Here is a 22,084-nt window from a genome sequence, read left to right on the forward strand (position 1 = left end):
AGTGCTAAATATTCAAGAGAATACTATCGAACGTTTACTCAAAAAGTATTATGAAAAAACAAATGAAAAAATTGTCTTTATTAATAATGATGGCAAAGTAATTGCGATGAATGAAGCGGCCCAAGAAATTATATCACTTGATAACAATTACAGCGTCATGACGGATGTAATATGTAGACGTTGTGAAGGGTATTCTAATGAATTCGCCTTACAAAGTTGTATTAATTGTTATTTAGATACTTCAACACCTAATGATAAGAACTTTCAAGTGTTTATGAAGACAGTGAATAATAAAGTACAACCTTTTACAGCTGCTTATCAATGTATTGATGAAGATGAACAAATATATGCTTTTACGTTACAAGATATTTCACCTCAAATTGAACGTCAAGAAAAGATGTATCAACGTCAGATGTTACGTAAAACAATATCTGCCCAAGAGAATGAAAGAAAGCGAATTTCTAGGGAATTACATGATAGCGTAGTTCAAGAAATGCTGAATATTGATGTTGAATTACGATTGTTGAAATATCAACAAGAGATGTCACAACTTATAGAAAAATCAGAACATATAGAAAGCTTGATGTCTAATTTAATCAATGATATTCGTAATTTATCTGTAGAATTAAGACCGTCGTCACTAGATGATTTAGGATTAGAAGCGGCATTTAAGTCATATTTTAAACAGTTTGAAGAAAATTACGGCTTAGAAATCATTTATCAATCGAATATTAAAGATCATCGATTTAATAGTGAAATAGAAACTGTCGTTTACCGTGTTGTACAAGAAGCTATTTTCAATGCTTTAAAATATGCTGGTGTCAATTCAGTTGATGTTTCAGTACAACAGACTGAGCATAATTTAATAGCAGAGATTGTAGACAGAGGAGCAGGATTTAATCCTAATTCACAGCCACAAGGGACTGGCTTAGGATTATATGGAATGAATGAAAGAGCTGAACTTGTTAAAGGAAAAGTGGATATTGAAACACACATTGGAAAAGGGACTATTATTACATTAGAAATACCACTTTAGAGTACGTAAGGGGAATTTAAATTGAGAATTATAATTGCAGATGATCATGCAGTTGTTAGAACTGGGTTTTCAATGATATTAAATTTCCAGGAAGACATGGAAGTTGTTGCGACTGCTGCTGATGGGGTAGAGGCCTATCAAAAAGTGATGGAATACAAACCTGATGTTCTTATAATGGACTTAAGCATGCCACCAGGTGAATCTGGGTTGATTGCGACAAGTAAAATTGCAGAAAGTTTTCCTGAAACAAAAATATTAATATTAACAATGTATGATGATGAAGAATATTTATTTCATGTACTTCGCAATGGGGCAAAAGGATATATTTTAAAAAATTCACCAGATGAACAGTTATTACTAGCAGTACGCACAGTATATAAAGGTGAAACATATGTAGATATGAAATTAACCACATCGTTGGTCAATGAATTTGTAAATCATACAAATATAGAAATATAGACGAGGCGTCTACGAATGATCCTTTTAAAATACTTTCTAAACGTGAACTAGAAATATTACCATTAATTGCAAAAGGTTATGGTAATAAAGATATCGCAGAAAAATTGTTTGTTTCGGTTAAAACGGTTGAAGCACACAAAACACATATTATGACTAAATTAGGATTAAAGTCTAAACCAGAATTAGTAGAGTACGCATTGAAGAAAAAATTATTAGAGTTTTAATTTAAAATATAATATTGAAACTATTAAATAGCCATGAAGAAAATTGAGAATTTGATAAATCTTCATGGCATATTTTTATGTAAAAATAAGTAAGGAAATATAGGGGGATTCCTTATAAGTATAAGGGAAAATCCTTATGTTCATTTTTTCACAAATTCACTAAAATTAATATGTAATCAGTAATGTGATTGAAATATAATTTTTGACCTCTTTTATATAACAATTACTGATAAAGAAAAAAGAAATAGTGAAGGTGAAAAAATGAATAAAAATAAGGGTGGTTTTCAACTTACATTACAAACGTTGAGTCTTGTAGTGGGATTTATGGCTTGGAGTATTATTTCTCCACTAATGCCATATATTTCTCAAGATATTAAAGTGTCTCCGGAACAGCTATCAATTATTCTAGCTATTCCAGTCATTTTAGGTTCTATTTTACGAGTTCCATTTGGATATTTAACTAATATTGTTGGGGCAAAATGGGTCTTCTTTTGTAGTTTTATAGTATTATTATTTCCAATCTTTTTATTAGGACAAGCTCAAACACCTGGAATGTTAATGTTAGCAGGATTCTTTTTAGGCGTTGGAGGAGCAGTATTCTCTGTTGGTGTAACATCAGTTCCTAAATACTTTTCAAAAGATAAAGTAGGCTTAGCTAATGGTATCTATGGAGTAGGGAATGTAGGAACGGCAGTATCTTCTTTCTTAGCGCCACCAATAGCAGGGATTATTGGTTGGCAAACCACAGTTAGAAGTTACTTAATTATCATTGCAATATTTGCGGTTTTAATGTTTATCTTAGGTGACAGTAAAGAGCCTAAAGTTAAAGTGCCACTAATGTCACAGATTAAAAAGTTATCTTCAAATTATAAATTATATTACTTAAGTTTATGGTACTTTATCACTTTCGGTGCATTCGTAGCGTTTGGTCTATTCTTACCTAACTACTTAGTACATAATTTCGGTATCGATAAAGTTGATGCTGGCATTAGATCAGGCGTATTTATTGCTTTAGCAACGTTTTTAAGACCACTTGGAGGCGTCTTAGGTGATAAATTTAATGCGGTGAAAGTATTAATGTTTGATTTCATAGTGATGATAATAGGTGCAATTATATTAGGTATATCTGATCATATCGCATTATTTACAATAGGTTGTTTAACTATTAGTATATGCGCTGGTTTAGGAAATGGCTTAGTATTTAAATTAGTTCCTTCTTATTTTGCAAAAGAAGCTGGAGCTGCTAATGGCATCGTTTCAATGATGGGTGGTTTAGGAGGTTTCTTCCCACCACTAGTAATCACATATGTATCGAACTTGACAGGTTCTAGCCATTTAGCATTTATTCTATTAGCAATTTTTGGCGTTTTGGCCTTCATTACAATGGGGCATTTATATAAAAAAGAATATAAAAGCTCTTTAATGACCTCAAAATAATAAAAAAACGTAGGAAACATTGATGAAAATGAATCCTACGTTTTTTTTAATTAAATTTGATTTTAAATGTTACTAATCAATAGTAATTTTAGTAGTATTATCTTCGTCTGTAGCTTCTTTAGGTAGAATAACCACTAAAATACCATCATTATAACTTGCTTTAATTTGTGTTTTATCGATATCATCAAAATCAAAGTGTCTTACAAGTTCACCGTTAGCGCGTTCGCTAAGTTGAACTTTACCAGTTTGATCAGAAACATGTTTTTGTGCTTTGATAGTTAAAGTTGAATGTTCATAAGTCAACTCAATCTCTGATTTATTAACACCTGGTAATTCAGCTTCTAGGATATATTGACTAGATTGATTATAAATATTTGTTGGGAAAGTCTTTGATGAGAATTGATTAAATACTTGCTCACCTAAATCGCGAAATACGTCTTTAGGATTGTTTTTAAAAATAGATTGCTCAAAGAATTCTCTATTATTCATTATATATTCTCTCCTTTAAATGAAAGTTAAAATCATAACTATTTAGTGGAAATTTTCAACTTCATTATAAAGAGAGTAAATTCTTACGTAAAGTAAAAGCAATTAATTAAGTAGTATGTAAAAATGTGGATTGGAAAAGAACATGACAAAAGTTTGCAAATTATGTATAAAGTCTTTTATATAGATAAAAATGAAAATATAAGATGTATGCTTTTGTCATGTATTATTATTTATTCTGGTGCATTATCGAAATTGTTAGTAATGACGTGTCGTAATCTATGAACAAGTTCATCATCTTCTTCCTTAGTAAAATTGAAGTCTTCAAATACTTGTTCTGAAATAGATTCTAATACGGGCTTAATCTTTTTACCATTTTCAGTTAAAGAAATTTGTAAATTGCGTTCATCTTCTTTTTCACGCATACGTACAACATAGCCCTTCTTCTCTAATTTTTTTAAGAGAGGTGTAAGAGTTCCAGAATCTAAAAAGACGCGTTGGCCAAGCGATTTTATATTTATTTTTTCATCATCTTCAATAGCCATAACAACCATAAAACTTGTATATGTTAAATCATGTTCTTTTAAATAGTAAGTATACTTTTTAATAACTTCTTTTGAATTTACATATAATAAAAAACATAATTGTTTACTTAAATAGCTGTCCTTTACATACATATTTATCCCCCCTTAACTTATTTAAAGATAGTATGAACTAAAACTAATGTCAAGACTGTTGCCATAGTATTTTACAGAGTTTTCAAGAGTTTTGAAAATACATCAAAAATACGTCTACAAATAGTAAAAAAGTGTTGATTTATTTTGAATTAGAGATATATTTAAGTAAATTTTGTTACAAAAATATGCAAAGGCTTTAAAAATATTGTTATTTCATTCATAATAATTTAAATAATAAAAAATATACTTTTGGGATAGGCAGATTAGAAGGAGTTTCAAAATGAGTAAAAAGCAAATAATTATAAGAGTAGTAATTATATTTGCTATTTCTTTAGTTGTAGCTATCGCATTTTTCTTTGGTATGAAGACATATCAAGGCCACAGAAATATAAAATTAGTTGATAGTTATTTAGAACAAAAGCATCTTACAGATAAAGTGAAATCTGAAAAAACATTATACAGTGCTAAAAAGGGCGTCTATTATAAAGAAGTAGTTTTTAAAGATGAGCCAAACTTAACTTATGTTATTCAACCTATTGGTACACGTAAAGGTATTTTTTCAGAAGGATTTGATACTGAAACTAAAAAAAGTATTAAAGGTGCCAAATATAATTACTTTAATCAGAATTTTAAACCTTAATATTAAGATTTGAGCTGTATTTAGACTCAGTGGAGTAGTCTATGTACAGCTTTTTTATATTTAAATTAATAATTTTGGCTAAATCAAATATTGACGATAATAAATAGGATAAAAAATTTTATATCCCAATTTTGAATTATCTGATATAATTAAGCGATGTCAGATGAAGGGGGTTCCAACATGACTCTGTTCAAGAGAAAGATTAGTTTACCAATGCAAGTTTTAATTGCTTTGGTGCTAGGTGTAGTTGTAGGTTTATTATTGTTTGGACAAACGAATGTAGCAAATTATATTAAACCTTTCGGTGACGTTTTCTTAAATTTAATTAAAATGATCATCATTCCAATTGTATTCTGTGCATTAGCATTATCTATTTCAAATTTAGGGGATTCGAAAAAGATTGGTAGCTATGGATGGAAAGCAATTCTTTACTTTGAAATTATTACAACAATTGCAATCGCTTTAGGATTAATTATTGGTAACTTATTCAAACCGGGTGCTGGATTAGATCCTCACAAATTGCCTAAAGGCGACATTACTAAATATCAAACATCTGCGTCAGCAGCAGAACAATCTACATATGGGAATCACTTTATTGATACCATTGTAAACATCGTACCAACAAACATATTTGAAGCATTAACTAAAGGTGAATTATTACCTATTATCTTCTTTGCAGTATTCTTTGGATTAGGATTAGCTGCAATAGGAGAAAAAGCAGATCCTGTTAAAGGATTTTTAAATGGTGTGTTAGAAGCAGTATTTTGGATGATTAACCAAATCTTAAAATTAGCGCCAATTGGTGTATTTGCATTTATTTGTACAACAGTTATGACATTTGGTGCGTCAGCATTACTACCATTATTAAAACTTGTACTTGTCGTAGTGTTCGCGATGGTATTCTTCGTAATTGTAGTTTTAGGCATAGTTGCTAGAATGGTTGGCATTAGTATTTTCTCAATTATTAAAATATTGAAAGATGAATTATTACTTGCTTTCTCAACTTCAAGTTCTGAAGCGGTATTACCAATTATGATGAATAAAATGGAAAAATTTGGTGCACCAAGAGATGTCACATCATTTGTTATTCCGATTGGTTATTCATTTAATCTAGATGGTTCAGCCTTATACCAATCAATCGCTGCATTATTTGTAGCTCAAATGTATGGTATCCATTTATCGATTTCTGAACAAATTATTTTAATGGTAACATTGATGGTAGCCTCTAAGGGTATGGCCGGTGTGCCTGGCGTGTCAATCGTAGTATTACTTACAACATTAGGTGCAATGGGCTTACCAGCTCAAGGACTTGCTTTAATCATTGGTGTTGACCGATTATTAGACATGGTACGTACATGTGTTAACGTCATTGGTAACGCATTATCATCAATTGTTATCTCTAAATGGGAAAAGGTTTACGATAAAGAAAAAGGTAAAAAATATTTAGAATCAATTTAAAAAAGTAATCTGACATTTTTTGTACCGAGTCATTATGTACTCGGTACTTTTTTATTTTGGAAAATTTGCATATAAAAATACCTCCTTCACAAGATAGAATTTTATCTTTATGAGAAGGAGGTATTATTATAATTACATACCTTTCATGTCATGCATTTCATGAATTTTCATCATTAATCCATGTGGTACATCATCATGTTTCACTTTAGATACCCTTGAAAATTTATCTGAACCTTTTTCTTTTACAAGGAATACAAAATCACCTTTTTTAACGTCAACATCTGTGTCTGAAGGCAATTGAACATTTTTTTCAACTTTTTCAGTTTGTTCACTGACCATCTTTTCAATGGTATGGCTATCTTTCATGTAACCATAGTAAGTTTCTTTTTGACCACCAGTCATCATCATGATAACTAATACGATACATATGATAAGCATGATTACACTTAAAGCAATACCTAATCCTAAGCCTTTTTTGTTTTTCATTATGTAGCTCCTTTAAAAGTACTATCTCATTTATACAGAATAAAATATTAAATTGCAATAAAATACTAAAAACAATATATTCAAATGTGTCATTATTATTACGAACAAAAACAAGCCTATAGATAACATTACCTATAGGCCCAATTATATTATTAATTATAGAATTGCAATTTATAGTTCGATTGTTACAGGTGTATCGATTTCATCATCATTCATAAGTGTGATTGTTTTTGGGTTAACTTTTAAGACGCATAAATCTGGATCTTCTTTTGAATCAAAGAATGTTTTATCTTGAGTTTCCCATAACCAATCAATTACTTTTTGGTCTTTTACGATTTCCATTGTTGCTTTGATTTCAACAAAACTATTATTTGTTGTTTCGTTATAACCTAAAAGAATATAAGCATTAGGGTTGCTTTCAATTTCATCAACTTTAACAGTTTTCGTACTTGTCTTTGTATATAAATCTAAACCATCATTATAAAATACCATGTATCGACTATTAGGCTTGTTATTATAAGCAGTTGATAATACGCCAACTTTAGATTCTTGTAAAACTTTTTCGATTGCTTGAGTAGCTTGTTGTTTATCCAAACTTATCATCTCCTTATTCATTAATATTACCTTAATTACGTAATATTAAACTTATAGATAATAATCGATTAAACTGGTTTAATACAGATATATTTGACCTCATCATGTTGTAACGTAATTTGAAATGTTGCATGATTTTTTTCTTGAATAAATAATTCAGTTTTTGGATGATTAGAGCGGTCTAATTGTTTCATAATGCTTTCTTCAATATAGACAGGCAATTTGTCCTGTGGCATTAAATGTTGAATAGACCCATGCTCATTATTGAGTGTATTAACGATAAACAATGAATTTTCGCTTAATTCATTCTGAAAATGATAGTGCTGTTTGCTATCTGATAAATAGCGATCGTTGATTTTATTAAAAAGAATAAAATGATAATTACCATCTTTACGGCTCATAAGATAATTATTCGCAATGGTAATAGGTTCATCTACAAATGCGTTGATAAATTGATACAAATGCATAATTGGGAGAATACTTCCATGATGATTGAATAATGAAATATACATAGGATCATTTTCAATTAATTCATAACAAATACCACCACCGTACTTTAATAAAGCAGTTAAATGGCACACTAAGTCAGATAATTGTAATGGATGAGCGCCATTATTTGTATATTTGAAACAGCGTAATGATAGGCTGCTATATACAAATTTAGTTGATGGAATGTTAGAAGCTTCAATAAAATGTATATAGTTTTCAAAATGTGTACTCGCATGAGTAAAGCCACGTTGCTTATCTATTAACACATTTTTTGTATTAATATTTTCAATATCTACAAAATAATAATCAAAGTTCATGCGATTCATAATATCGTAAGTTTCTTGTAAGGTCTCACATTGATGTAGTAAACCATCCACAATTAACCCAAATTTAATCGAACGATTTTTATTTTTTAATTTTAGATGAGCAAGATGAATATCTTGAATAGACATCGTTTCAGTATCAAAAACGAGCATAAATTTAACAGTTTTTTTATTCCATTTATAATCTTGATTACTTTGTAAAAATGAAATAATTAGACGATAAATTTCTTTAAATTCATTTTTATTTTTAATAGTAACTGCTAAACTAATTTTCTTTTCGAAAAGCTTTTCAAAACATCTGTTAAGTAAATTAAAATTAATTTGTTGGCCAAGGATATCACTTATATCATTAATTAATATAGCAGGTTTCGGTAAATAAGTGAGTTCAATGTTGTAAAAGTCATTAAATACAAATTGAAATAGTTCATTAGTATTTTGAAAATGAATAAATGCTTTCGAAGATTTAGTTTGTTTTTTGGTTTCAATAGATTGAATATCGATATAAGTTGTTTCAGTAGTTAAATGGTCGGTAAATTCAAATTCTGAAATTAAATCTAAATGTTTTTCTTCTATATGATGTCTGAATTTAATTTTAGGCATAGGTGATAAATCATTTAATTTTGAGCGAAATTGTTTAGGATTAAAGCCTAAATATTTCTTAAATTGATTTGTAAAATTCGTATGACTACTAAAACCAGATAATTCAGATATCGTTGTGATGGATTGATTTGTAGATATTAATAAATTTAAGGCATGTATAATTTTTAAACTTGTATAAAAATCCTTGAAGTTCATATTTAAATAGCGAACAAATAAATTTGAACAGTAAGACTCAGAAATAACCGCATATTGAGCTAAATCTAGTAGAGAAATGGTATTCGTAATATTTTTATTGATGAATAACAAAATATTCGATAGTATTTGATGATCCACTGACATTTTAGGAATATAGCTAGTTTCATTTCTAACTACAGCTTCTTTATAAAGTGTTTGAATAATTTTTGATATTGCCTCTTCGTCTTGAGGTTCATTATTTGAAAAGTGAGTAATACTTTGCAAAATGATGGATTTAATAAAGCGGTTAGATTGTAAAAGGTGACGGTCAAAATAGCAATTAAAGAATGTATTATCCTCTAAATAAAAGTACGCCACAGGAATTTTAAGTTCTATTAAATTTTTAGCCATTTCTATTTGGTATAAATCACCTTGATTAATAATTGCAATGTGATTTTGTAAATCTTTACTTTCTCCATTTATGGAAATAGTTAACTCATTGGTTAACGAAAAAAGTAAAATCACATAATTAATATTTCGTGTTGGTGCAGAAGTAATGTGATCATGTAAAAGAAGGTTGTTGCTCATATATGTGGGTCTCCAAGTCGTTAGTATAGTTTTTAAAAATAATATCGTTCAACATGTTTGAGGATAATAAACGTTATTATAAATTAAAAACTAGGAAAAATTAATAGTGAAAAATAAAAACTTTTTATGTATTTTTTAATGAAAGCGTTAAAAATTTTCATCTACATACAATATAAATAAATTTTTAAGAATATAGCGTGATTGATTTGGAAATTTTTAATAGTGTGGGACAACTCTTTTTATTGCATAATAAATATAGATTTCAAAGCAAGCTTAATTTATTTCAAAGTAAGCGTGATTGACGTTTATTTTAAAAAATAAGTAAGCTAGAAATCGATAATTTATGTATTAGTTCTGTCTTTACACCAATGAACAACATCACGAAGAATATTACACATCAAGAAATAAGCGACTAGACTAACAACTAAGAATCAACTACATGATCATCAAAGTGCTCATCATGTGCATAGGTAAACAGCTTATCTTATACGACTTATTTCATTTCAAACTAATAGACTAACATCTAGATAATCCAACACCCAAGAAACTACACGAATCAACTTCTCGTATGAAATGAAATAACATACTCTAATCACACCAGGCCTATACAACTATGCAGAGTATGAAATAGTTTATGAGATGAGTCAGACATCACAACTATGATTCCCTATACAACTCAGAATAAGAATACACTCATGTACATATAGCACAAGGTACTAACAGTAGCTAAACAATGTATATTTAGAACTAGCCTTAATTCCCCAACTATTTTAAATGTTTATATAAAGTGTTTCAGTTTTACTTATCTATCTAAATATACGGTACCATCTACGCTTTAAGCACCAAGAACAATATTCATCTTTAAGAAAAAAATAGAATTAATACGATGTAGACTGAAGCAAATGACTATGAAGCTTCAGTCTTTTATTTAATTTGTAAGACGCGACTTTCTAAAAGATAGGTAACATTATATTTTTGAGCTAGTTCTTTTAGGAATATAAGTAACTCATTTCTAGTAACTGAATCGTTTTGAAACTCACTTTTTAAAGTTTGCGCTTTTTCTTTTTCTTCTTTAGTAGCATTATTTTTAAAATATCCCCACATATGGTCATATGCATTAATGACTGTTCCTTTTGTTGGTTCACAACGCAATGCTTCCTCAATTTTTAATTGAACTTCTTGTAAAGTAGGAGAAGATTTGAGTAATTCACGAATTTCATTATAGGATTGTTGACTGTGTAATAACACATGATACTTTTCTTCACGCCATAGTTTTTCAATATAGCCACGTTCTTTCATCATCTCACTCCTTATTATTAAAACTAAATGATGATTTACACGCCATTTGATATACATCTTTTCCCAGAATAAACAGACTGCAATCATATGTATATTTGGTTAAAAAGAGTAAAAGTATATTGCTTTATTAATTGGAACCGATTACAATAGAATTAATAAATGAAACCGGTACCATTAACAAGGAGGTTGAAATAATGAGTTATAAACAATCGGCTGAAGAAATTTTAGAAGCGATTGGAGGCGAAGAAAATTTAGACGCGATGGCACATTGTGCGACGCGATTACGTCTTGTTCTAAATGATGAAAGTAAAGTAGATGAAGAGAAGTTATCGAAGATGGATGTTGTAAAAGGAACATTCTCAACTGGTGGCCAGTATCAAATTATAATAGGTTCAGGTACAGTGAACAAAGTATTTGCCGAATTAGAAAAAATTACAGGTAAAGAAGCTTCAACGACTGCAGATGTTAAAGATAAGTCGTCAAAACATATGAACCCGTTACAACGTTTCGTTAAAATGTTATCTGATATTTTCGTACCTATTATACCGGCTATCGTAGCAGGCGGTTTATTAATGGGTATTAACAATCTGTTAACTGCTCCAGATTTATTTTATGATCATAAATCTTTTATAGAAGTACATAGCCAATTTGCTGGATTAGCAGATATGATTAATATCTTTGCCAATGCACCATTTACGTTATTGCCTATACTTATTGGTTTTAGTGCAACGAAGCGGTTTGGAGGCAATCCATATCTTGGGGCAGCATTAGGTATGATTTTAGTGCATCCTGCGTTGATGAGCGCTTATGATTTCCCTAAAGCGTTAGAAGCGGGCAAAGCCATTCCTCATTGGGATTTATTTGGCTGGCACATCAATCAAGTGGGCTATCAAGGTCAAGTGTTGCCTATGTTAGTAGCTGCATATATATTAGCTACGATTGAAAAGGCTTTACGTAAAGTTATTCCAACAGTGTTAGATAATTTACTTACACCGTTACTATCAATTTTAATTACAGCATTTCTGACATTCTCATTTGTAGGGCCAATTACAAGACAATTAGGTTATTGGTTATCAGATGGATTAACTTGGTTATATGAATTTGGTGGAGCGATAGGTGGCTTCATATTTGGTCTATTCTATGCGCCAATTGTTATTACAGGTATGCATCATAGTTTTATTGCAGTTGAAACAACATTAATTGCTGATCAAGCAAAAACAGGTGGCTCATTCATCTTCCCAATTGCTACAATGTCAAACGTAGCACAAGGTGGGGCAGCATTAGCGGCATTCTTAATTATTAAGAATAATAAAAAATTAAAAGGTGTAGCTTCTGCAGCAGGTATTTCAGCATTATTAGGTATTACAGAACCAGCAATGTTTGGTGTTAACTTAAAACTTAGATATCCATTTATTGGTGCGATTATTGGTTCAGCAATAGGCTCAGCTTATATCTCATTCTTCAAAGTTAAAGCCATTGCCTTAGGAACAGCAGGATTGCCTGGATTTATTTCAATTAATCCAGCTCATTCTGGTTGGCTTCATTACTTTATAGGAATGCTAATTGCATTTATCGTTTCTGTAGTCATCACTATCGTCTTATCTCGTCGAAATGCATATAAAGCAGCAGCAGAATAATTAAAAATAAAAAGGTCAAAATCCTATTATGAATGTTAGGATTTTGACCTTTTTTAATGCGTTAAAGTTTCTGTTTACGCCATAAGAAGACACTTACAATCATTACAAGTATGAGAGAAATGCCGACCACGATAAGCCAAGAGAGATAGCTTTTATCATCAATAGGAAGGGGGACGTTCATTCCAAAGAAACTAAAGACAAGCGTTGGCAATGTAAGTAATACGGTAAATAATGTCAATGTCTTCATGATATTGTTCATCTCATTAGATAATAATGAAGAATAAGACGTCGTAATACTTTCTAAGATACTCGTATAAAGTTCAGTGGTCTCAATGGCTTGGTTATTTTCAATTACTAAGTCTTCAAGTAAATCTTCATCTTCTTCAAACCTTTTTATCGCAGGTAAACGGAACAATTTTTTAATAATTGTATCGTTACCTTTTAAAGCGGCTAAGAAGTAAACTAAACTTTTTTCAACTTCCATCAATTTATAAAGTTGTCTATTTGTAATATTGTTTTTTAATTCACGTTCTATACGAATTCGTGATTTATTTAAAAGTCGTAAATTTCTGTTGTAGTGGTTAGAAATGGTTAATAGAATATCTAAAGCAAAACGGCTATGATATTTCAAATTAACATTGTCTTGGCGCGCATAATTTTCTAAGAATTCATTTTCAGCATCGCAAATAGTTAGAATAATCCCTTTTCCGATAACGATACCTAAAGGAATTGTTACGAATGAAAGTACGCGTCGGTTCGTAGAGCTCACAATTGGTAAATCGACGATAATTAATGAGTAACCCGTATCCTCATCATATTCAATACGTGCACTTTCTTCAGAATCTAAAGGATCTCGAATAAAATCTTCAGGAAGATCATATTGTTCCATCAATTCCTCTATTTCTTCTCTATCTGGTTCTACAACATTAATCCATGATGCAGAGCGATCTAACAGCGTTGTTTCAACAATTTCATTAGTCGATGTATGTTTATATGCAGTTAGCATGGTTAATGGTTCCTTTCATATTCAATTAGTCTAAGTTGTTTGAGTACGGGCGTAATGATTTTCTGCCATAATTCTTAATGGACCGTTATAAACGATTTTGAAAATGTGTTGCGTCAATTCGTCGACCGAAATACGGTGTTCATCCTGTACCCAGTATTTAATAATAGAAATTGTGGCACCCGCTACATAACTATGAAAATACATTTCAGGTATACCATCAATTTCATTGTTAACACTTATATATTTTTGCATATTTTCTTTTATTAAGAAATAAATTTTATCTTCTAGCTTACTTTTTCTATCTAATTGAAGAATAGTATGGTAGAAATCCATATTATCAGCAATATGTTGTAAAATCTTCGTCAATGTATTATTGATAAATTCATCTGCAATGGTTTCAGGTGAATTAGCGTTAAATTGTGTTAATGACCATATTTCAGATATATATTCATCTTCCATATCTGATAATAGCGTATATTTATCTTCATAATGTAAGTAAAATGTACCACGATTAATATCCGCTTGGTCTGAAATATCTTGAACAGTAATTTTATCGAGATCTTTTTCTTTTAATAGTTGTATAAAGGCTTTCTTAATTGCTGACTTTGTCTTTCTAATTCGCCTATCTTCTTTCATGTATATCGACCTCCAAGAACTTATTAGACAAAAATAACTAATCTGTTCAAAAACATACGCTATCCGTAAAATTGATTATTGTTTATTTTCGACTACCTCATTATAATTTACAACGTATTAAATATTCAACACATTGTTCAATAAAAATAGGAGGTATTATAAAGTGAATATATTTAAAAGTAATTTACTTTGGGCTACACCTTTAGCTGCGATTGCTTTATTAGTTATCTTTTCTTTAGCTTTTTATCCAGCATTCAATCCAAAACCTAAAGAAATGCCAATTGCGATTGTAAATAACGATAAAGGCGTAGATATCCAAGGTCATAAAGTCAATATTGGTAATAAAATTGAGGATAAATTAATGACTAGTCGTTCTGAAACGATTAAATGGATTAAAGTAGACGACGAATCAGACATCCAAAAAGATATAGAAGATGAAAAATATTATGGTGTTGCTATTTTTAATGAAGACTTCTCAAAAAATGCGATGAGCAAAACGCAAAAAGTAGTTATGGATAGCAAAAAATCAGAAATGCAACAAAAGGTTGAATCAGGAGAGGTTCCACCTCAAGCAGCAAAAGAAATGCAAGAAAAAATGGGGAATCAAAGTGTTGATGTAAAACAAGCTACTTTCAAAACAATTGTTAACAAAGGAGTTAGCATGCAAGCTTCTCAAATTGTTTCAAATGTTTTAAGTGGTATGGGCGATAACTTGAATAATCAAATCACAAAACAAAGTATCGACACGTTATCTAAACAAGATGTAAAAGTAGATGCTTCTGATATTAAAGACATTACAAACCCTGTTAAAGTTGATAATCAAAACTTACATTCTATTTCTAGTCATCAAGGTGGAGGTAATGCTGCATTCTTAATGTTCATGCCAGTATGGATGGGCTCATTAGTATCATCTGTACTATTATTCTTTGCATTTAGAACTAGTAATAATTTAGTAAGAAAACAACGTATTATTGCTTCATTAGGTCAAATTGCTGTAGCAATCGTTACTGCAGTATTAGCAAGCTTTAGTTTTGTTTATTTCATGCACGGTGTATTAGGATTTGACTTCGGTTTAGGTCATATTAATCGTGTGGCATTATTCTTAACCATTTCAATGCTAGGATTCATTGGCTTAATTTTAGGAATTATGGTTTGGTTAGGTATGAAAGCTTTACCAATTTTCATTTTACTTATGTTCTTTAGCATGCAACTTGTTACATTACCTAAAGAAATGCTTCCAAAAAATTATCAAACATGGGTATATAGCATTGATCCATTCACACATTATGCTAATTCTTTAAGAAGAATTATCTATATGAATCAACATCTTTCAATGAATACAACAACTTGGATGATGGTAGGCTTCATGATCTTTGGTGTAATTTCAATTATTGCATCTGCACTTGTTAGAAAACATAGTACAAAACGTACTGAAGTGCCATCATAAGAAGAATTTGAATAACCTCAGTTTATCCATATTTTTGGGTAAGCTGAGGTTTTATTTTTCAAGTAATAAAATCAGAAAATTTAAACTTTAATATATCGGTTGACTATTTTTTAAAAGGGAGTATTATATTCGTTAGATATCTAACTAAATGAGGTGAGGGTATGGAAGCGACGTATCAATATTTAATCAGAACGTTAGCCCATGAGATGAAAAAGTACGCTGACCGTAAACTCGATGAATACAATGTTACTCAAGAACAGAGTCATACGCTTGGTTATTTGTATCGACATAAAGACAGAGGCATTACACAAAATGAATTATTAAATACATTTCAACGCAAAGGTTCCACTGTCAGTTCTACGTTAAAAAGTTTAGAGAACAAAGGTCTTATTTATCGTACGGTTGATCCTAATGATTCAAGGCGTAAAAATTTAAAACTCACTGATGAAGGCAATCAATTAGTGGAATCCTTTGTTACCATTTTTGATGATATCGAAACAATTGTGACAAAAGATTTTACTGAAGACGATAAAGAACAATTAAACGCATATTTCGATAGAATGATAGAAAATATTAGACAATCGAATTAATTTTATAAGAGTGTCTGGAAAGAGACACTCAAATTTTTGGAAATATAGTTAGATATCTAATTATTAGATATCTAAGATAAAAGGAGATTAAGGATATGAAAGACGAGCAATTATATTATTTTGAAGAATCACCAATATTAAAAGCGATGATGCACTTCTCATTGCCAATGATGATTGGTTCATTATTAAGTGTGATTTATGGAATTTTGAATGTTTACTTTATAGGATATTTAGACAATAGCCATATGATTTCAGCAATTTCACTTACATTACCTATATTTGCAGTATTAATGGCTTTCGGTAATTTATTCGGTGTAGGTGGGGGAACATATATTTCACGTTTACTCGGTGCTAAAGATTACACAAAAAGTCATTATGTAAGTAGCTTTTCAATTTATAGTAGTTTTATCTTTGGTATTATCATTGCTATTATTGCAACACCCTTCACAGATCAAATTGCTAGCGTATTAGGGGCGAGCGGTCAAACATTAAAATTCACAAGTGATTATTTAAAAGTTCAATTTTTAAGTACACCATTTGTTATTCTATTCTTTGTATTAGAACAATTTGCACGTGCAATCGGCAAACCAATTATTTCAATGATTGGTATGATTTCAAGCGTGGTATTAAACATGATTTTAGACCCTATTTTAATCTTTGGCTTCCATTTAGACGTAGTAGGGGCGGCATTAGGTACAGCAATTTCAAATTTAGTAGCGGCATTATTCTTTATTATCTATATTGCAATTAAAGATGATACTTTATCTCTAAATATTAAACACGTTAAACCAACTAAAACAATGGCACAAGAAATCTTTAAAATAGGTATTCCAGCCTTCTTAATGGTTGTACTAATGGGTGTTACTGGTTTAGTAGTCAATTTATTCTTAGCACGTTATGGAAACTATGCCATTGCAAGTTATGGTATTTCATTCAGACTTGTACAATTCCCAGAATTAATTATTATGGGATTATCTGAAGGTGTTATTCCATTAATTGCATATAACTTCGTTTCTAATAAAACACGTATGAAAGACACAATTAAAGCAGTTATCTTATCTATTGCAGTTATATTTGTAGTGTGTATGGCTATCGTATTATTATTCGGCCATTCAATCGTTCAATTATTTAGCACTGATCCACAAATCGTGACATTAGCTACATTTATCTTGAAAGTAACGATGACCTCTTTACTATTAAACGGTATTGGCTTCTTATTTACAGGGATGCTCCAAGCAACAGGTCAAGGTCGTGGCGCTACAATCATGGCTATTGCGCAAGGTACTGTTATTATCCCAGTACTCTTCGTACTTAACGCATTATTCGGTTTAACAGGCGTGATTTGGTCACTATTAATTGCTGAAACAATATGTGCGTTATTAGCAATGTTGATTGTTTATTTATTAAGAAATCAGCTTACTGTAGATAAACAATCATTAATTGAAGAATAATTATTTCTTGAAAATGAAAATCACAAACTAATGCAAAACAGAATAAATCAAATATAAGTTTGTACTATCTTATAGGAGTAGAATGACGAAATCTTATTTAATCATAAATTGATTTCTATTCTACTCTTTTTTTGGATAAAAAGTGACAAATTAGAATAATTATTGTTAAAAAGCAGACATTATTTTATCATTATTAAATGAGCAAAATTTTATAGGAGGATGTCAATAGTGAAATTAAAGCGAAGTTCGAAAGTAGCTTTAGCCATCTTTATGATGTTTTTATTTATGTTGGTACCCAATTTTCAACATATCGCATCAGCACATGCTACTTTAGAAAAAACCACACCTTCACAGAATGGAGTAGTCTCAAAGCATCCTGATAATATTGAATTAACCTTTAATGAACCAGTCAATGCAGACTATTCTGGTATCACCATTTTCAATGATAAAGGTAAAGAAATTGCTGAAGTCAAACCTTCAACATCGGGTCATTCTCAGACGTTAACGTTTCCTGCAGATAAAGTAGGACACGGGACACATCAAATAGAATGGCATACAGTGTCAGCTGACGGACATGAAATCAGCGACCGCTTCGACTTCTCAGTAGGGAAGCAAACAGCTAATGGCGTAGATACTACTCCAGCATTCTACGAGACACCTAACTTCTGGTTTGGTGTATTTCGATATATAGCTGAAGGTGCCACAATTATATTAGTCGGCCTTTATTGGCTAAATGGTATTGCACGTCGTAACAACCTGTCGACGTTTGATGTCTTCCCAAGACATATTGCCGTATCTTTAATGATGATGATGGCCTATTTAATGTCACTAGTATTATATTTAATGACATTATCATCAGATGTATTAGAGGATGTATTGTCACTTAATCCAAGTGCACTCGTGCAATTCCCATACATTTTAACTTCAATTGCACTTATTATATTAAGTGGTCTCTTCGTATTAAGAAATATGGAGAAATCGTGGTATTGGATTGTATCAATTGCAATGATTTTAGCCTTAAGTATGTCAGGTCACGCATGGTCTCAAAGCGTACCATTATGGTCAATTATTTTGAGAACCTTACATCTTACAGGTATTAGTTTATGGTTAGGGGCACTTATTTATCTACTGACTTCTGTTTTCACTCGGAAAAGAGATGCCGTAGATTTACTGCGCGAAATCTTATTTAAAGTTAATGTTGCAGCTGTAACAGTCATTATTTTATCAGGTGTATTAATGTCTATCGATGAAACGAAGATATTATCAATTTGGAATAATATGCAACCTTGGACAGTGTTCTTAATTATCAAAGTAGTAGGAACTTTAATAATGATGGCATGTGGTTTCATGCAAACGACGCGTGCATTAAATAAACGTTATAGAGTCAATAAAGTTTCATTAATTATAGAAGTAACCATTGGCGTATTACTTATCGTAGCCGGTGTTGTTATGAGTCAAATCAGTATTCCATAGTAAGGAGATAATAAGATGTTAAAAAAATTATTAGCCACGAGTTTAGTACTTTTCTTTTCATTAGGTTTCTTTAAATTTGCAGATGCGCACGTAACATTAAATCCTAAAGCAGTGGATCCAGAATCGTATGAACGTGTGGATGTACGTGTGCCAGTTGAGCAAAAAGATCACACTGAAAAAGTAGAATTAGAAGTGCCTAAAGAGGTACAAGTCGTCAATATTCAACCAGTAGAGGAATATAAATATAAATTAGATAAAGATAAAAAAGGTAATATCACTAAAATTACTTGGACAGCAAAAGGTAAAGGTATTGGTCCAGACGAATTTATCGACTTACCAGTTATCTTAGCAAGTCCTAAAGATGAAGGTAAATATTCATTTAAAGCGATTCAAACTTATGACAATGGCGATAAAGTGAAATGGGTAGGTAAAGAAGATAGTGAACACCCAGCGCCAACATTAGAAGTTAAAAAAGATGCGAATGCGGTAGCTGTGAAAGAAGATAAATCTGAAGATGACAAAAAAGCGAGTGAACAACAATCTTCAGGTGGTTCAATTGCATTATGGATTATCTCTATTATTGCAATTATTCTTTCATTAGTGGCATTATTCAAACACGCTAGAAATAAATAATATTAGATGGATTAAGGACAATTTCTATTTGTAAATAATAGAAGTTGTCCTTTTATTTACTACAAACACATTCTTCCTTTTATTGTCACTTATTCTTACTTTAAACTATAGAATAATCAATTATAATAGTCTTGTGAGGGAGGATTTTAACATGCGTAGATTATTATATGCTTTTTTAGTCTATATGATTATTGGACTAGTTAGTGGATTTTACTACAGAGAATTAACAAAAGCGCATCATTTTACGGGCGATACGCAATTAGCTTTAGTTCATACGCATACCCTTATCTTAGGGATGTTTATGTTTTTAATATTGCTACCACTTGAAAAAGTGTTTAAATTAAGCAGCTATTATTTATTTAATTGGTTCTTAATCGTTTATAATATTGGCGTTGTAATTACTGTAGGTATGATGATTACTAAAGGGACTTATCAAGTCACAGGTAAAAGTTTTTCACCTGAAGCTTTCGCTGGCTTTGCAGGGATAGGTCATACAGGGATGCTTGCCGGATTATTATTACTATTTTTCTTATTAAGACAAGCCATCTTGAAAGAACCTAGAGATTAATATATGAGAATTAGAGAGTGAGACAGAAATTTAATGTCTTACTTTCTTTTTTATTTCGGAAAATGAATGATAGCGAGGTATTTTTCAATTTATATATATAGTGATTTCTTCAACATTGTTAAGTCGTGTAGTATAATGTACAAGAATTAATGATAAGAATTATCATTTAGACGGGAAATGATTTTAGGAGGCAATTTTTATGCAAGATGTAACAATCATTGGAGGAGGACCAGCTGGACTCTTTGCGAGTTTTTATTCTGGTTTAAGAGGAATGTCAGTTAGAATCATTGATGTACAAGATAAATTAGGCGGTAAAATGCAAATTTACCCGGAAAAAATTATTTGGGATATTGGTGGTGTAGCACCGAAACCTTGTTATGAAATTATAAAAGACTTAATTGCACAAGGGCTACATTTCAATCCTGAAGTTAACTTAAATGAACGCGTTATAGATATTCGCAAAGTGGCGGAAAGACATTTTCAAATAGAAACGGATAAAGGTCATGTTTATGAATCTAAAGCTGTGATATTTGCAGTAGGTGGCGGTATTATTAATCCTAAGCCGCTCAATATTAAAGGCGCTGAACGTTATAATATGACTAATTTGCATTATGTGGTTCAATCATTTTCAAAATTCAAGGATAAAGATATTCTTATTTCAGGTGGAGGCAATACTGCACTTGACTGGGCACGAGATTTAGCTAATATCGCGAAGTCGGTTACATTAATATATAGAAAGCCGGAAATACGCGGTTATGAAGCGATGGTTAAAGTATTACAAGATTTAAACGTTAAACTATTGCCTAAAACACAAATAAAAGAATTGATTGGTGATGCTGAAGATAAATGCATTCATGAAGTTAAACTTGAGAATATCGAAACTCAAGAAGCGCAAACATTATCATTTGACGATGTGATTATTAGTCATGGCTTTGATCATGAGAATCCGTTACTAGTTGAATGTTCTTCGAAACTTGATTTATACGATGAATATCGTGTTAAAGGTTTAGGAAATACAACTACGAATATACCTGGTATTTATGCATGTGGAGATGTGGTCCATCATGATGCGAAAGTACATTTAATAGCAAGTGCATTTAGTGATGCAGGAAATGCAGCTAACTTAGCTAAAACTTATATTGAACCTGATGCATCTGAAGAAGGGTATGTATCAAGTCACAATGATATATTTAAAGAGTCTAATAAAGCAGTAATTAATAAATATTTATAAATAGTAAAGGGGATGTACCATGATTCGTTTTTCTACAGAAGCACCTGAAGCAAAGGCATACTGTGACTTGAGAGTAAAAGCAGGCATGAGTCCTAAATCTCAAGAAGCGGCACGTAAAGGGCTATCCAATGCGTGTTTTACTATTACGATTTATGATGATGAGAAGTTAATCGGTATGGGAAGACTGATTGGTGATGGAGGCACTGTTTTTCAAATTGTAGACATTGCTGTTGATCCGGATTATCAAGGACAAGGATATGGTAGACAAATTCTAGAGAAGATTATGACGTATATCGAATCAGTAGCTGAAAAGGGAACTTATGTTAGTTTAATTGCTGATTATCCTGCCGATAAATTATATGAGAAGTTTGGCTTTCAATCGACAGAGCCTAAATCAGGTGGGATGTATACTGTATATTAAAAATAAGAGCGAAATTCGAAG

Annotated in this window: 21 protein-coding genes and 1 pseudogene; 14 read left to right on the top strand and 8 right to left on the bottom strand. The window is 31.0% G+C overall.

Annotated elements, in window-relative coordinates:
• The first annotated feature begins 1 nt into the window (after position 1).
• The 3 genes and pseudogenes from nreB to E2558_RS06685 all read left to right on the top strand — a co-directional run bounded on the left by nreB (position 2) and on the right by E2558_RS06685 (position 3,156).
• The gene (gene nreB / locus E2558_RS06675) at positions 2 to 1,036 is read left to right on the top strand and encodes a nitrate respiration regulation sensor histidine kinase NreB (protein WP_126565611.1); all 1,035 of its coding nucleotides are present in this window, start codon (positions 2 to 4) and stop codon (positions 1,034 to 1,036) included.
• A 21-nt stretch (positions 1,037 to 1,057) separates the two neighbouring features.
• Positions 1,058 to 1,719 (top strand): annotated as a pseudogene (gene nreC, locus E2558_RS06680) (nitrate respiration regulation response regulator NreC).
• A 261-nt stretch (positions 1,720 to 1,980) separates the two neighbouring features.
• Positions 1,981 to 3,156: a nitrate/nitrite transporter gene (locus E2558_RS06685; protein WP_126565612.1), complete on the top strand. Its 1,176-nt coding sequence runs from the start codon at positions 1,981 to 1,983 to the stop codon at positions 3,154 to 3,156.
• Positions 3,157 to 3,228: 72 nt separating this feature from the next.
• Here the strand turns inward: E2558_RS06685 and E2558_RS06690 are convergent, their stop codons facing one another.
• Together E2558_RS06690 and E2558_RS06695 are read right to left on the bottom strand one after the other, a co-directional pair.
• Complete coding sequence (locus tag E2558_RS06690; protein ID WP_126565613.1) at positions 3,229 to 3,645, bottom strand: Hsp20/alpha crystallin family protein; 417 nt, start codon at positions 3,643 to 3,645, stop codon at positions 3,229 to 3,231.
• Positions 3,646 to 3,875: 230 nt separating this feature from the next.
• On the bottom strand, positions 3,876 to 4,319 hold the full coding sequence (locus tag E2558_RS06695) for a MarR family winged helix-turn-helix transcriptional regulator (protein ID WP_126565614.1): 444 nt from the start codon (positions 4,317 to 4,319) through the stop codon (positions 3,876 to 3,878).
• Between the two features lie 280 nt (positions 4,320 to 4,599).
• Between E2558_RS06695 and E2558_RS06700 the strand changes: the two genes are divergently transcribed.
• Both E2558_RS06700 and E2558_RS06705 read left to right on the top strand, forming a co-directional pair.
• Positions 4,600 to 4,959 (top strand): DUF3139 domain-containing protein, encoded by a 360-nt coding sequence (locus tag E2558_RS06700; protein WP_103328847.1) that lies wholly within the window; start codon positions 4,600 to 4,602, stop codon positions 4,957 to 4,959.
• A gap of 180 nt (positions 4,960 to 5,139) precedes the next feature.
• Positions 5,140 to 6,417, top strand: coding sequence for a cation:dicarboxylate symporter family transporter (locus tag E2558_RS06705; RefSeq protein ID WP_126565615.1), 1,278 nt, complete (start codon positions 5,140 to 5,142; stop codon positions 6,415 to 6,417).
• Between the two features lie 132 nt (positions 6,418 to 6,549).
• Here E2558_RS06705 and E2558_RS06710 read toward each other — a convergent pair whose 3' ends face one another.
• From E2558_RS06710 to E2558_RS06725, 4 genes are all read right to left on the bottom strand, one after another.
• Positions 6,550 to 6,903, bottom strand: a complete 354-nt coding sequence (locus tag E2558_RS06710; RefSeq protein ID WP_126565616.1) for a DUF4889 domain-containing protein — start codon at positions 6,901 to 6,903, stop codon at positions 6,550 to 6,552.
• Positions 6,904 to 7,074: 171 nt separating this feature from the next.
• Entirely contained in the window at positions 7,075 to 7,497 is a 423-nt protein-coding gene (locus E2558_RS06715; RefSeq protein WP_126565617.1) for a pyridoxamine 5'-phosphate oxidase family protein, read from the bottom strand.
• A 68-nt stretch (positions 7,498 to 7,565) separates the two neighbouring features.
• Positions 7,566 to 9,671, bottom strand: a complete 2,106-nt coding sequence (rsp, locus tag E2558_RS06720; RefSeq protein WP_126565618.1) for an AraC family transcriptional regulator Rsp — start codon at positions 9,669 to 9,671, stop codon at positions 7,566 to 7,568.
• Between the two features lie 924 nt (positions 9,672 to 10,595).
• Positions 10,596 to 10,970 carry a YbgA family protein gene (locus E2558_RS06725; protein ID WP_126565619.1) on the bottom strand — a complete coding sequence of 125 codons (375 nt, stop codon included), beginning with the start codon at positions 10,968 to 10,970 and terminating at the stop codon, positions 10,596 to 10,598.
• A gap of 194 nt (positions 10,971 to 11,164) precedes the next feature.
• Here E2558_RS06725 and E2558_RS06730 point away from each other — a divergent pair, with 194 nt between their 5' ends.
• Positions 11,165 to 12,607 (top strand): sucrose-specific PTS transporter subunit IIBC, encoded by a 1,443-nt coding sequence (locus E2558_RS06730; protein WP_126565620.1) that lies wholly within the window; start codon positions 11,165 to 11,167, stop codon positions 12,605 to 12,607.
• A gap of 61 nt (positions 12,608 to 12,668) precedes the next feature.
• Here the strand turns inward: E2558_RS06730 and E2558_RS06735 are convergent, their stop codons facing one another.
• Together E2558_RS06735 and E2558_RS06740 are read right to left on the bottom strand one after the other, a co-directional pair.
• Positions 12,669 to 13,613: a magnesium transporter CorA family protein gene (locus tag E2558_RS06735; RefSeq protein WP_126565621.1), complete on the bottom strand. Its 945-nt coding sequence runs from the start codon at positions 13,611 to 13,613 to the stop codon at positions 12,669 to 12,671.
• Between the two features lie 30 nt (positions 13,614 to 13,643).
• On the bottom strand, positions 13,644 to 14,249 hold the full coding sequence (locus E2558_RS06740) for a TetR/AcrR family transcriptional regulator (RefSeq protein ID WP_126565622.1): 606 nt from the start codon (positions 14,247 to 14,249) through the stop codon (positions 13,644 to 13,646).
• 163 nt (positions 14,250 to 14,412) lie between these two features.
• On the opposite strand from E2558_RS06740, the gene E2558_RS06745 reads away from it, so the two are divergent.
• The 8 genes from E2558_RS06745 to E2558_RS06780 all read left to right on the top strand — a co-directional run bounded on the left by E2558_RS06745 (position 14,413) and on the right by E2558_RS06780 (position 22,063).
• A complete protein-coding gene (locus tag E2558_RS06745) occupies positions 14,413 to 15,696 on the top strand; it encodes a YhgE/Pip domain-containing protein (protein WP_126565623.1) in 1,284 nt (427 codons plus the stop codon).
• Positions 15,697 to 15,857: 161 nt separating this feature from the next.
• Positions 15,858 to 16,286, top strand: a complete 429-nt coding sequence (locus E2558_RS06750) for a MarR family winged helix-turn-helix transcriptional regulator (RefSeq protein WP_126565624.1) — start codon at positions 15,858 to 15,860, stop codon at positions 16,284 to 16,286.
• Positions 16,287 to 16,381: 95 nt separating this feature from the next.
• Positions 16,382 to 17,737 (top strand): MATE family efflux transporter, encoded by a 1,356-nt coding sequence (locus tag E2558_RS06755; RefSeq protein WP_126565625.1) that lies wholly within the window; start codon positions 16,382 to 16,384, stop codon positions 17,735 to 17,737.
• A 225-nt stretch (positions 17,738 to 17,962) separates the two neighbouring features.
• Positions 17,963 to 19,210 carry a copper resistance CopC/CopD family protein gene (locus tag E2558_RS06760; RefSeq protein ID WP_126565663.1) on the top strand — a complete coding sequence of 416 codons (1,248 nt, stop codon included), beginning with the start codon at positions 17,963 to 17,965 and terminating at the stop codon, positions 19,208 to 19,210.
• Positions 19,211 to 19,225: 15 nt separating this feature from the next.
• Positions 19,226 to 19,843, top strand: coding sequence for a YcnI family protein (locus E2558_RS06765; RefSeq protein WP_126565626.1), 618 nt, complete (start codon positions 19,226 to 19,228; stop codon positions 19,841 to 19,843).
• Between the two features lie 151 nt (positions 19,844 to 19,994).
• On the top strand, positions 19,995 to 20,411 hold the full coding sequence (locus tag E2558_RS06770) for a DUF2871 domain-containing protein (RefSeq protein ID WP_126565627.1): 417 nt from the start codon (positions 19,995 to 19,997) through the stop codon (positions 20,409 to 20,411).
• Positions 20,412 to 20,610: 199 nt separating this feature from the next.
• Positions 20,611 to 21,642: an NAD(P)/FAD-dependent oxidoreductase gene (locus E2558_RS06775; protein ID WP_126565628.1), complete on the top strand. Its 1,032-nt coding sequence runs from the start codon at positions 20,611 to 20,613 to the stop codon at positions 21,640 to 21,642.
• A gap of 19 nt (positions 21,643 to 21,661) precedes the next feature.
• Positions 21,662 to 22,063 (top strand): GNAT family N-acetyltransferase, encoded by a 402-nt coding sequence (locus E2558_RS06780; RefSeq protein ID WP_126565629.1) that lies wholly within the window; start codon positions 21,662 to 21,664, stop codon positions 22,061 to 22,063.
• Positions 22,064 to 22,084 lie beyond the last annotated feature (21 nt).

The organism is Staphylococcus pragensis, assembly GCF_004785665.1.
GTDB lineage: Bacteria > Bacillota > Bacilli > Staphylococcales > Staphylococcaceae > Staphylococcus > Staphylococcus pragensis.

Excerpts from the sequence above, each read along its gene's own strand:
- E2558_RS06685 (WP_126565612.1), top strand. The coding sequence starts at position 1,981 with ATGAATAAAAATAAGGGTGGTTTTCAACTTACATTACAAACGTTGAGT.
- E2558_RS06690 (WP_126565613.1), bottom strand. The coding sequence starts at position 3,645 with ATGAATAATAGAGAATTCTTTGAGCAATCTATTTTTAAAAACAATCCT.
- E2558_RS06695 (WP_126565614.1), bottom strand. The coding sequence starts at position 4,319 with ATGTATGTAAAGGACAGCTATTTAAGTAAACAATTATGTTTTTTATTA.
- E2558_RS06700 (WP_103328847.1), top strand. The coding sequence starts at position 4,600 with ATGAGTAAAAAGCAAATAATTATAAGAGTAGTAATTATATTTGCTATT.
- E2558_RS06705 (WP_126565615.1), top strand. The coding sequence starts at position 5,140 with ATGACTCTGTTCAAGAGAAAGATTAGTTTACCAATGCAAGTTTTAATT.
- E2558_RS06710 (WP_126565616.1), bottom strand. The coding sequence starts at position 6,903 with ATGAAAAACAAAAAAGGCTTAGGATTAGGTATTGCTTTAAGTGTAATC.
- rsp (WP_126565618.1), bottom strand. The coding sequence starts at position 9,671 with ATGAGCAACAACCTTCTTTTACATGATCACATTACTTCTGCACCAACA.
- E2558_RS06725 (WP_126565619.1), bottom strand. The coding sequence starts at position 10,970 with ATGAAAGAACGTGGCTATATTGAAAAACTATGGCGTGAAGAAAAGTAT.
- E2558_RS06730 (WP_126565620.1), top strand. The coding sequence starts at position 11,165 with ATGAGTTATAAACAATCGGCTGAAGAAATTTTAGAAGCGATTGGAGGC.
- E2558_RS06735 (WP_126565621.1), bottom strand. The coding sequence starts at position 13,613 with ATGCTAACTGCATATAAACATACATCGACTAATGAAATTGTTGAAACA.
- E2558_RS06740 (WP_126565622.1), bottom strand. The coding sequence starts at position 14,249 with ATGAAAGAAGATAGGCGAATTAGAAAGACAAAGTCAGCAATTAAGAAA.
- E2558_RS06750 (WP_126565624.1), top strand. The coding sequence starts at position 15,858 with ATGGAAGCGACGTATCAATATTTAATCAGAACGTTAGCCCATGAGATG.
- E2558_RS06755 (WP_126565625.1), top strand. The coding sequence starts at position 16,382 with ATGAAAGACGAGCAATTATATTATTTTGAAGAATCACCAATATTAAAA.
- E2558_RS06765 (WP_126565626.1), top strand. The coding sequence starts at position 19,226 with ATGTTAAAAAAATTATTAGCCACGAGTTTAGTACTTTTCTTTTCATTA.
- E2558_RS06770 (WP_126565627.1), top strand. The coding sequence starts at position 19,995 with ATGCGTAGATTATTATATGCTTTTTTAGTCTATATGATTATTGGACTA.
- E2558_RS06775 (WP_126565628.1), top strand. The coding sequence starts at position 20,611 with ATGCAAGATGTAACAATCATTGGAGGAGGACCAGCTGGACTCTTTGCG.
- E2558_RS06780 (WP_126565629.1), top strand. The coding sequence starts at position 21,662 with ATGATTCGTTTTTCTACAGAAGCACCTGAAGCAAAGGCATACTGTGAC.